This window comes from Gordonia jinhuaensis (genome assembly GCF_014639795.1).
Lineage (GTDB): Bacteria > Actinomycetota > Actinomycetes > Mycobacteriales > Mycobacteriaceae > Gordonia_B > Gordonia_B jinhuaensis.
Window position 1 is genome coordinate 1 of the sequence record NZ_BMGC01000025.1, and the last position, 12,722, is coordinate 12,722.

Annotated in this window: 1 protein-coding gene (running past one end of the window); it reads left to right on the forward strand. The window is 68.5% G+C overall.

The window, feature by feature from the left end:
* Positions 1-150 precede the first annotated feature (150 nt).
* Positions 151-12,722, forward strand: partial view of a non-ribosomal peptide synthase/polyketide synthase gene (locus IEW22_RS14715; protein ID WP_268235486.1) — the beginning only. The gene runs 18,112 nt beyond the window's last position; the window shows 12,572 of its 30,684 coding nt (coding positions 1-12,572); its start codon is at positions 151-153; its stop codon lies beyond the right edge, outside the window.

The following is a 12,722-nucleotide window of genomic DNA, read 5'->3' on the forward strand; positions in this document are numbered from 1 at the left end:
CAGCATCGCCATCACGCAGGCCCAGAGCGGGAGCCGGAGAATTCGCCATAGCCGAGTATCTCAAACCCCCAACCATTAACTAACTAACGACACGAGATACTAGCCGAACACAATCCCGACATCCCGGTCGCTGTCGCGCAGTTCATCGACCTGCCCGGTGCGATCGATCCCGACCTGCTGTCGGCGGCGATCACCCAGGCCATGAGCGAGTTCGACTCGCTGTCGCTGCGTCTGCGTCGCAACGGCAGTGGTGAGGTCATCGCCTACCTCGACGACTCACCAGCCCGCGCAACCGATGTCGTCGACCTGCGGTCGGCCGACGACCCGGCGGCCGCCGCGGGGGACTGGATGCGACGGGACTACGGCGCCGGCGTCGACCCCTTCGGCGATGAGCTCACCCGTGTGGCGTTGCTGCAGATCGCCGATGATCACTGGCGGCTCTACCTGCGCAGCCACCACGCCATCACCGACGGATTCGGCGCCTACACGGTGATCATGCGCGGCGCGCAGATCTATACCGACCTGTGTGCCGGTCGTGACGTCGAGCCGATCGCGCCGGCCGGGGCGATCGAGATCGCTCGCCTCGACGCCGCGTACGCGAACTCGGCGCGCGCGGACACCGACCGCGAGTACTGGCGTGAGTTCACCGCGGCCATGCCCGACCCCGTGCACCTGGGTACTCCCGGCGCACCGTTGTCGGTGCGTACCGCCACGCGCACCATCGAACTGAGCGCACCGCAGCTCGACAAGATGCGGGAACAGCTGGCGCAGTGGGAGATCGGCGCCTCGGAGTTCTATCTCGCACTCTTCTCGGTCTATGTGTCGGCGGTGACCGCACGCCGGGAGATCGTCCTCACGGTTCCGATGTCGGGTCGCGTCACGCGGAAACTGCAGACCACCGCCGGTGACCTGTCGAATGTGGTCCCGGTGACCATGGTGGTCGACCCCGGAGCCGATCTGGTGACCCTGGCCCGCGCGGCCCGTACGGCACTCATGGGAGCGTTGCGGCACCAGCGTCTGCGGTTCACCGAGATCGCCGCGGCACGAGGCGATTCCGGCACCACCATGTACGGACCCGTGGTCAACGTGATGAACTACGGCGACCTGCCGCGCTTCGCCGAGGTCGTGGGCCGTCCCACGGTGCTGACCTCGGGACCACTGCATCAGTTCGCACTCAACGCGGAGTTGGCCGGCGACGGTGAGATCAGGCTCGCACTCGAGGCCAACCCGGAGGCCATGAGCGAGACCGACCTCGATCGCCACCTCGTGCGGCTGCGGAGCATGGTCGAGCAGATCCTCGCCGACCCCGAGCCGCTGCGCGTCGCCGATGTCGACATCCTCACCGCCGCCGAACGCGCGGCGCTGGTCCCGATGCTCGGTGATGCGACACCCATAGCGCCGCAGACACTTCCGGAGCTCATCGCCGCAGCCGTGCGCGAGGTGCCCGATGAGATCGCCGTCGTGGACGCGACCGGTGGGCGCACCTATGCCGAACTCGACGAGCAGGCCGACCGACTGGCCCGGCGACTGCGCCGCGACGCCCATGTCGGCCCCGGCGATGTGGTGGCGATCGCGATGCCGCGGTCGATCGACACCGTGGCGGCGGTCTGGGCGATCGCGCGCACGGGTGCGGCATTCGTACCCGTGGACACCACCTACCCGCCCGAACGCATCGCCCACATCCTCACCGATTCCGGTGCCCGCGTGGGACTGACGACCAGGGCACACGCATCGGTGCCCACGAGTGCCGGTGTAGACGGCGTCGACTGGATCCTGCTCGATGAGCTCGGGGGCGATGACGGATCCGCCGAGATCCCCGCCACCGATCTCCCCACCGCTGAGATCACCCCCTCCGATGTCGCCTATCTGCTCTACACGTCGGGCTCGACAGGACTACCCAAGGGCGCTCTGGTATCTCACGCCGGTGTGGCGAATGTCGCTGAGCACCAACGTCGAGCACTCGGCGCGTCGCCGACATCGGTGGTGCTGCAGGTCGCGTCGCCGAGCTTCGACGCCTTCATGCTCGAGATCCTCCTCGCTCTCGGCGCCCGGGCCCGCCTGGCGTGTACCGGACCAGATGTGTTCGCCGGCGAATCACTGAGTCGGTTCATCGCGGCATCCGGTGCGACACATGCCTTCCTCACCCCGGCAGTACTGGCGACGCTGAACCCCGCCGACGTGCCGAGTCTGCGGGCACTGTTCGTCGGCGGCGAGGCGAGCTCGCCGGAGCTGCTGCATGCGTGGGCCGCCGATCGTGTTGTCTACAACATCTACGGGCCCACCGAATTCACCATCTACGCCACCGCCGAGCGTATGACCGCGCAGTCGCCGGTGCGTATCGGCCGACCCATCGAGGGTGTGGGGGCACTCGTGCTCGACGACCGGCTGGCGCCGGTACCCGTCGGCGTCCCCGGCGAGCTGTATCTGATCGGGCCGGCGATCGCGCTAGGCTACCATCGGCGACCGGGCTTGACCGCGAACCGATTCGTCGCGAACCCGGTGGCCGATGACGGTTCGCTGATGTATCGCACCGGTGATCGCGTGCGCGTGATGGCGGATGTCACCACCACAGATCTGGACACGACCTCACCGGGTGAGCGTGCCCAGGGCGAGGGTGCCCAGCTGAGCCTGGAATACCTGGGACGTGCCGATTCCCAGGTGAAGATCCGCGGCCAGCGAGTGGAACTCGGTGAGGTCGAGTCGGCGATCGCCGAGATGGTCGGCGTACGCGCGGCCGTCGCCGCGGTGCACCGTGACGATCACGGTGAACGGCTGGTGGCCTATGTGTCTCCGGCGCCGGGGTACGAACTCGACGCGCGCGCGATCGTTGACGCCCTGAGCACGCGGCTGCCGGTGCACATGGTGCCCACCAGCATCGACTTCCTCGACGCCCTGCCGCTCGCGGTGGCCGGCAAGGTCGACCGCGCACGTCTGCCTGAACCATCAGAACCGTTGTCGCGCAGCGGCGACTACGTCGAGCCGAGCGGACATGTCCAGCATGCGGTGGCAGCGGTCTTCGCCGAGGCGACCGGCGCCGACAGGGTGGGCGCGACCGACGACTTCCTGGCGATCGGCGGCAACTCTCTCGCGGCCACCCAGGTGGCAACTCGGCTGACACGTGAACTGGGCGTGGATGTCTCGGTCCGCACCATCCTCGACGGACGGACCGTCGCCGGTGTCGCGGCGGCGATCACCGGGCAGGGCGAAACATCCGGGTCCGGCGGCGACACAGCTGCCGCCGGCGCAGCAGAATCGGCGACCAACGCGCTTCCGCCGATCGTCGCGGTCGCGTCGACGGGGCCGGCACCGCTGTCGAGTGCCCAGCGCAGACTGTGGTTCCGTAACCGATTCGATCCCGACTCCGGTCTGGACAACATCCCGTTCGCGTTGCGGCTGCACGGCGAGGTCGACGTGGCCGCCCTGACCGCGGCGCTGGTCGACGTCATCATGCGTCACGCCCCGCTGCGGACCGTGTTCACCGACGTCGGTGGTGTCGGAGTGGGGCAGGTGGTTGACGATCCGGCGAGGATACGTGGGACGATCACCGATGAAACAGGCACTGGTGCAGCGAATCTCGATGAGCGATTGAATCAATTCGCCACCCGGGGTTTCGATCTCACCACCGAGCTGCCGATTCGCGCGTTGGTGACCACCGATGCGGGTGACACCGTGGTGGCCGTGGCGATCCATCACATCAGCGCCGACGGACTGTCCATCGCGCCGCTGTCGGTCGACCTGATGGCCGCCTACTCCCGCAGGGCACAGGGGCAGGCTCCGGACTTCGCGCCACTGACCCTGACCTACGCCGACTACGCGCGGTGGCAGCAGTCGCTGGCTGCCGATCTGTCCGACGCCACATCGCCGTTCGGCCGACAGATCGAGTTCTGGCGAGCCGAACTCGACGGTCTCGACGACGAACTGCCGCTCCCGCGCGATCATCGCCGCAGCGCCGACGATGCGGGCACCAGTGCGTTGATCGACATCGACATCGACATCGATCCGCAGGTCGTGCGCGCACTCGATGCACTCGCCGTCCGTACCGGCGTCACCGGCTTCATGGCAGTGCATGCCGCACTCGCAGTGGTGATGTCGGGGATGTCGTCGGCACGCGACATCCCGATCGGGATCGCGGTGTCGGGCCGTGGCGCACGAGAACTCGAGCCGCTCGTCGGCGTGTTCATCAACACCGTGGTCCTTCGACTCGACGTCGACCCGGCGGCAACCTTCACCGATCTGCTGCGTCGCGCCGCCGACACCGATACCCGAGCGCTGGAGAACTCCGGCGTCCCCTTCGAGGATGTGGTCGACGCACTCGACCCACCGCGCATTCTCGGGCGCAATCCGCTGTTCCAGGTGGCACTGTTCTACCGGGATTGGCGCAGTACCGCACTCGAGTTCAACGCGGCCCGTGCCGATGTGATCGAGATCGACTCCGGACACACCGAATTCGATCTCGAGTTCACCCTCACTCGCCAGGCGCAGCGGCTGACCGGAACCCTGCGCTACGCCGCCGAGTTGTTCGACCCGTCCACTGCCGAAGCAATCGTCGCGCGGCTGGATCACGTTCTGGCGCAACTGGTCGCCCATCCCGACCGCGACCTGCGCAGCATCGACTTCACGCTCCCGGATGAGTTCTCCGCCTCCGGCGGTGTCCTCCCGTCCGGCGCGGCCGCGATCGGGGCCGGTGGCGCGGACCGAACTGATCAGCCGCACAACCCCTTCGAGGATCTCATCGAGTTCGCCGAGCGTCATCCGGACGTGGTCGCGGTCAGCTGCGATGCCACCGGCACCGACCTGACCTACCGCGACCTCGTGCAGCGTGCGAGCGCGATGGCCCACACCCTGCTCGAGCGCGGTGTCGCCAGCGACGACCTGGTGGCCGTGCACATGCAGCGTTCGGTCGATCTCGTGGTGGCGCTGCATGCGATCACGTTCGCCGGAGCGGGATACCTGCCGCTGGATATCGAGGCACCCGCAGCACGCACCCGGCGGATCATCGAGCGTTCTCAACCGGTGCTGGTGATCACCGACACCGACACGCCGCAGTTCGACCGACCCACGCGTACCTATGCCGACCTGGCCGACGAGGCGAGCCGACGCCCGGCCGAGGCGCCACTGCCGGCGCAGCGTCGCACCATCGACCCGGCGGCCTGCGCCTATGTGATCTACACCTCCGGCTCGACCGGTGAACCCAAGGGTGTGGTCATCACCCGCGGTGCACTGTGGAATCAGCTGCGTTGGCTGGCCGGCGAGTACCCGCTGTCCGCCGACGACGCCGTGCTGTTCAAGACATCGATCACCTTCGACGCCTCCATCTGGGAGCTGTTCTGGCCCACCACGGTCGGTGCCCGCATGGTCGTCGCCCGACCCGACGGCCACCGCGACGCCCGCTACCTCAACCGGCTGATGACCGAGCAACAGGTCACCGTCACACAGTTCGTCCCGTCGATGCTGTCGAACTTCCTGGCAGAAGTCGCCGAGGCCGGCGAGCAGGTCGCCACGTCGATGCGGCTGGTCTTCCCCGGCGGTGAGGCTCTGCCGGCAGCGCTGGTGGAGACGCTCTACCGGCAGACGAGCGCTCAGGTGCACAACTCCTACGGTCCGACCGAGGCGACTGTCAGCGCGACCTACCACCACGCACTGCCCGGTGAGGCCGACCCGATCGCCATCGGTCGGCCCGAGACCGGCGTGGTCGCATACGTCCTCGACGAGAGCCTGCGACGCGTTCCGGTGGGAGTCGTCGGTGAGCTCTACCTGTCGGGGATCGCACTCGCGCGCGGCTATGCCGGCGACGCCGGTCGTACCGCCGAACGATTCGTCGCCGATCCGTTCGGCGAGTACGGCATGCGGATGTACCGCACCGGTGACCTCGTCCGGCTGCGAGCCACCGGCGAGCTGGAATACCTGGGCCGCAGCGACTTCCAGGTCAAACTGCGCGGGCTGCGCATCGAACTCCCCGAGATCGAATCGGTGCTGCGACGGTGTGACGAGGTCGCCGACGTCGCGGTGGTGGTCCACGGTGACGACCCCGCCACCCAGATGCTCGTGGCCTACTGGGTGCCCGCGAACGACTCCGCTGATGAGGGCGTGCTGCGCGAGGCGGTGTCGCAACGCCTACCGCGCTACATGGTGCCCGAGGTGTTCATGGCGCTGCCGGCGCTGCCGCTGACGGCCAACGAGAAGCTCGATCGCCGCGCACTTCCCGAACCGCAACGCCGCGCAGCGGTGTTCCACCCCGCACAGGGTGCGACCGAACAGGCGGTGGCGACCGCCTTCGCGACCGTCGTCGGAACAGATCCGACGACCATCGGCCGCGACGACAGCTTCTTCGCGCTCGGCGGCAACTCCCTGAGCGCCACCCGGTTGACGAATATTCTCGCCGAGGCGCATGCGGCGCGGGTGAGTCTGCGCGAGCTGTTCGAACATCCCACGGTCGCCGAACTGGCTGCCCTCATCACCGCGTCAGGCCGTGACGAATCCACTCGGCCGGTGCAGCTGACCCTGCCGAACACCCGGCCCGACCGGATACCGTTGTCGGGCAATCAGAAACGACTGTGGTTCCTCAACCAGTACGAGCCCGACTCGCCGGCCTACAATCTGCCGTTCGCGCTGCGGCTGCGCGGCGCAGTCGATCTGGCGGTGCTCACCGCCGCGATCCACGACGTGGTCGATCGCCACGAGGTGCTGCGCACCCGATTCCCGATGGTCGACGGTGCCCCGGTCCAGGCCATCGACGCGCCGAGCCGCCGGACCATTCCCGTGGAGACGATCGATCCCGCCGACATCGACAGGCGGGTACAGGATCTGGCCCGCGCTCCGTTCGACCTCACCCAGGACCAACCCTTCCGGGCAGCCATCCTCGATGTCGTGTCCGAGGACACCGGCGGGAACACCGATCCCGACACCGGCCGTGATGTGGTCTTCGTCGCGGTGGTCCATCACATCGCCGCCGACGGCAGCTCCTTCGCCGCACTCGCCGCCGACCTGATGACGGCCTACGAGGCCCGGCGGCAGGGGTCGGCGCCGCGATTCGCCGACGACACGGTGCAGTACGCCGACTATGCGCTGGCCGAGGCCGAGCATGCCGGTGATGTCAACGATCCCACCAGTGCGGCTGCGCGCAGTGCGCGCTACTGGGAGAGTGCCCTGGCCGAACTCGGCGAGGAACTGCCTCTGCCGCTGGACCGCCCGCGCCCGCAGACCCCCAGCGGCCGCGGCGAATCGGCACGCATCGCACTGGACCCCGACACCCTCGCACGGCTGCGCGAACACGCCGCGCAGCGGGGAATCACCCTGTTCACCGTCGTGCACGCAGCACTCGTGGTCGTGCTCGCGCGGATGAGCGCCTCCGAGGACATCGTCGTCGGTACACCGGTGAGTCGGCGTCCCTCCTCACAGCTGTCCTCGGCGGTCGGGATGTATGTCGACACCGTCGCGCTGCGCACCGCCTACCGTGCCGCAGACGATTTCGACACGCTCTGCGCGGCAGTGCTGGCCGCCGACCTCGCGGCGTTCGATCACCCCGACCTACCGTTCGACCAGATCGTCGAACTCGTGGCACCCGCACGTGAACGTTCCCATCACCCGATCTACCAGGTGATGCTCAACCTCGAAGGCGACACCGACGACACCGTGCACCTCGGCGACATCGAGGTGTCGCGCGTAAACATCGACTGGCCGGTGTTGCAGACCGACCTGTCGATCACCGCGGTCGATCGCATCGCCTCGACATCGGCCGGTGACGGGCCCGGCGGCGACCCGTTCGAGATCGACGTCACCTACGCCACTGATGTGTTCTCGGCGCGCACCGGCACCGACATCGCACAGGCCCTGCACGCTGTACTCACCGCAGTGTCGGTTGCCCCGCAGACCCCGGTGGGCGACCTGCCGCTGTCGGCGACCCCGATCGCACTGCCCGAGATGCCGATCGAGCAGGTCGACGACACCGACCTGTGCGGCCCGCTCATCGCCGCGGCGACCGCCACTCCCGACGCGATCGCGATCGTCGCCGGCGACACCCGGTTGACCTACGCCGAGTTCACCTCCCAGGTGTCGGCGCTCGCACGCGAACTGATCGCGGGCGGTGCCGGGCCCGACGTGGCGATCGGCGTGTCGGCGCGACGCTGCCTGGACATGGTGATCGCGATCCATGCCATCGTGCACGCCGGATCCTGCTATGTACCGATCGACCCGGCGCTGCCCGCCGAGCGGCTCGACCACATTCTGTCCACCGTCCGACCGGCATTGCTGATCGCCACTGCCGCAGGGGAATTCGACGATGTACGCGTCGACGGGGACCCGATCCGTGTGCTGCGCGTGGACTCCGCCGAACTCCCGCGCACCGATCCGATCGAAGACCACATCTCGGCGGCAGACCGACGCGGTGACATCACCGGCGACACGCTGGCCTACACGATGTTCACCTCCGGCTCGACCGGACGACCCAAGGGAGTCGGGGTCACGCATGCGGCGATAGCCAATCAGCTCGCCTGGATGCGCGCCGAATACCCGGTGACCGCAGACGACAACGTCGCCCACAAGATCCCCGCCACCTTCGACGTGTCGGTGTGGGAGTTGTTCTGGCCGTTGCAGTCCGGTGCCACCCTGGTGGTCGCCGACGCCGACGGGCACCGTGACCCCGAATATCTCTCGGCGCTGTTCGCCCGCGAACACGTCAGCGTCGCGGTGTTCGTCCCCTCGGGTCTGGCCGCCTTCGTCGCGGCCGGCGATCGGGCCGGCTGCGCGGATCTGCGTGACATCCTCGCGATCGGCGAGGCACTCAGCCCCGAAACCGCCCGTCGTACCATCGCATTCACCGGCGCGCGGCTGCACAACCTCTACGGCCCCACCGAGGCTGCCGTGTCGGTCACCGCGTATGAGGTCGACGAGTCCGACGAGGAGTCGTCGGTGCCGATCGGCTCACCGGAGTGGAATGTCGGCGTCGTCGTCCTCGACGAACGTCTGCACCCGGTTCCGGTTGGCTGCAGCGGTGAGCTGTACCTGTACGGGCCGCAACTCGCCCGCGGCTATGTGGGCAACCCGGGCATCACCGCCCGGTCGTTCGTGGCGAACCCGTTCATCCCCGGCGAGCGGATGTACCGCACCGGAGACGTGGTGCGCCGCCGAGCCGACGGCACGTTGATCTATCAGGGGCGCCGGGACTTCCAGGTGAAGCTGCGCGGACAGCGCATCGAGCTCGGCGAGATCGAGGCCGTTCTCGAGCGTGACCCCGCCGTGGCCCAGGCGGCCGTGACGGTGGTGGGATCCGGCGAGACCGAACGTCTGGCCGCCTACGTGGTGTGCACGAGCGCGGAGACGGACGCCGCCGACACCGCCGCCCTGCACCGCACCCTCACCTCGACGCTGCCTGCCTACATGGTGCCCGCGTCGATCACCGTGCTGCCCGAGTTCCCGGTCAACGCCAGTGGAAAACTCGACCGCAAGCGCTTGCCCGAGCCCGAACACGAGCTCACGAACTCCGATGCCCGACTCGCGCAATCGCCCACCGAGACGGCGGTCGCCGAGATCGTCGCCGACGTCCTCGGACGGAGCGCACACGACCTCGACGTGGACTCGGACTTCTTCGCACTCGGCGGCAACTCACTGCTCGCCGCCACCGCAGTGGCCCGCATTCGGGAGGCCACCAGCACACCGATCGCGCTGCGGACGCTGTTCGACGCCCCGTCGATCGCGCAGCTCGCCGAGGCGATCGACGCAGCGGCCGATCAGGCCGCAGGTGACCGCGACCGACTGCCCGAGCTCGTCGCGCACTCGCACAGACCCGACCCGATCCTGCTGTCGCTTGCGCAGCAACGGATGTGGCTGCTCGCACAGGCCGATCCCACCTCCACCGCCGAGAACATCCCCTACGCTCTGCGCCTGGAGGGCTCGCTGGACCTCGACGCCCTGCGCGCGGCTCTGACCGCGGTACTCACCCGGCACGAAACCCTGCGCACGCGCTATCCAGAAGGCGACGAGGGGCCCTATCAGGAGATCCTGGCCGTCGGTGATGCCCTCGCCGACATCGACCTCACACCGCGGACCACCGCCGGGGCAGATGCGCTCGAGGCGGCACTGCACGAGGCCGTACGCACCCCATTCGATGTGAGCGTCGCGCCACCCGTGCGACTTCGGCTGTTGCGTCAGGCCATCGATGAGCATGTCCTGGTGATGGTGGTCCACCACATCGCCGCCGACGGTCAGTCGCTGACGCCGTTGACCGCGGATCTGCTCGCCGCGTACCACGCAGCGGTGTCGTCTGCGGGACAACCGGATCTGCCGCACGCGGACGTTTCCCCGGATCTTGCCCCAGATGTCACCTATGCCGACTACGCGCTCTGGCAGCGTGAGGTGTTCGGTACCGCGCAGGCCCCGAGTGATCGCGCGAGCGCACAACTCGACCACTGGGTGCGGACGCTGGCCGACAGGCCCGAGAGTCTGGCGCTGCCCTACGACCACTCACCTGAGTCCACCGCCGCTGACCCAGCCCTGTCGGACTCCCGCGCCGGACGTGTGGAGACCTCTCTCGACGCGGCTCTGCGCAGGAGGATCTCGGCATGTGCGCGCACAGCCGGGGTCACCGAATTCGTCGTCTACCACGCCGCTCTGGCGGTGGTACTCGCGCGACTGACCGGTGAACGCGACATCATCGTCGGCACACCTGTCGCCGGCCGCGCCGACCCGGCGCTGGCCGGGCTGGTCGGCATGTTCGTCAACACCCTGGCGCTGCGTACCGACATCGACCCGGATGCCACCGTCGGCGACCTGCTGACAGCTGTCCGCGACACCGACGTCGCCGCACTCGATGCCGCCGACATCCCGTTCGAACAGGTCGTCTCAGCCGTGGCCGAGCGGGCCGACGCCTCCGAGCATGGGCGTAACCCGATCGTCGATGTCCTGCTGACGGTCAACGATTTCGCCACTGCGACCCCGGAACTGGCCGGTCTGCGCGTCAGTGAGATCGAACTGCCCGCCTCCGACACCCGCTTCGCGCTGTCGTTCACCGTCTTCAACGCCGATCGTCCCGACGAGGGGTCGGCACCGGGATCAGGGTCGGGGTCGGAATCGGCGGCACGCGTCGTCCTCGAGTACGCGGCCGCGCATTTCGACCCGAGTACCGCCGAGGTGATCGGCCGTCGCTTCGTCGCGACACTGCGTAAGCTCGCCGCCGCGCCTGCCGATGATCCGGTGGATTCGCTCACCGCCCTCCTCGACCTCGATCGGTCACTGACCGATCGGATCAACGACACCGGCCAGCCGCTCGGCGCCGGGCGGACGCTCGTCTCGGTCTTCGCCGATTCCGTTGCCGCACAGCCAGAGTCACCGGCGCTCGTGGACGACGCCACCGGTACCAGGTGGACCTACGCCGAACTGGCCGCTCGGATCCGGGTCGTGGCCGAGGTGTTGCGCGACAACGGTGTGGGACTCGGCGACCGTGTGGTGGTCGACGCCCGACGGTCGGTCGCCTCACTGGTGTCGATGTATGCGACGGTGAGCGTCGGTGCGGCCTACGTCCCTGTCGATCCGCGTCACCCGGAAACGCGCAACGGTCATGTCGTGGCCACGGCCCGACCCTCGGCCATCCTCGCGGGTGGTTCCGCGGTGGCCGCATTCGCCGCCTTCGGTGTGCCGGTCGTCGATGTCGACGAGGTCATCGGGTCGCCGGCTGTGGTCACCGACGGCGATCGCACCGGCTCGGCGCTGCGCACCGAGGACATCCCGGTCACCGCGGCGGCGTATGTCATCTTCACCTCCGGGTCGACGGGCACGCCCAAGGGTGTGACGATCAGCCACGAGGCGATTGTCAATCAGCTGCTGTGGATTCAGGACACCTTTGCCCTGAGTGCCGACGATGCGATGCTCGCGACCATCGCCGCCACCTTCGACGTGTCGGTGTGGGAGTTGTTCTGGCCCTTGCAGTCCGGGGCGACACTCGTCCTCGCCACCGCCGACGGCCACCGCGATCCCGACTATGTGGCCGACGCATTGTCGCGCCACCGCATCACCGTCGTGACATTCGTGCCGACGGTCCTCGGGGCCTTCCTGCGTGAGGTGTCGGCATCGGGGACCGTGCTCACCCCCACGCTGCGCGACGTTTTCGTGATCGGCGAGGCGCTGCCCGCCGAACTCATCGAGCGGTGGGATGCGGTCTCGAGCGCACCCCTGCACAACCTGTACGGGCCCACCGAGGCCGCGGTCTCGATCACCTACCATCGGTGCGTCGCGGGCGAGGATCATGATCCGGTGCCGATCGGGGTGCCGCAGACCGCCAGTCAGATCAGGGTGCTCGACGCGCGTCTGCACCCGGTGCCGACCGGGTCGGTGGGCGAGTTGTATCTCGCCGGTGTCCAACTGTCGCCCGGCTATTTCGGGCGGGCCGACCTGACCTCCGGACGGTTCGTCGCCGACCCCTACGGCGCGCCCGGCGATCGGATGTACCGGACGGGCGACCTGGTCCGGTTGCGCGCCGACGGCGAACTGGTCTACCTGGGACGCACCGACTTCCAGGTGAAGCTGCGCGGACAGCGCATCGAACTCGGCGAGATCGAACGCGTGCTGCGCGCTGCGCCGGGCGTGTCCGACGCCGCCGCGCTGGTGGTCGAGCCCGGCCGACTGGTCGCCTACTGGGTGCCCAGCGGAACCACCGCCGTCGACGAGACGACACTGCGCGGACACGCCGGTGACAATCTGCCCGGGTACATGGTGCCCGAGGCGTTCTTCGC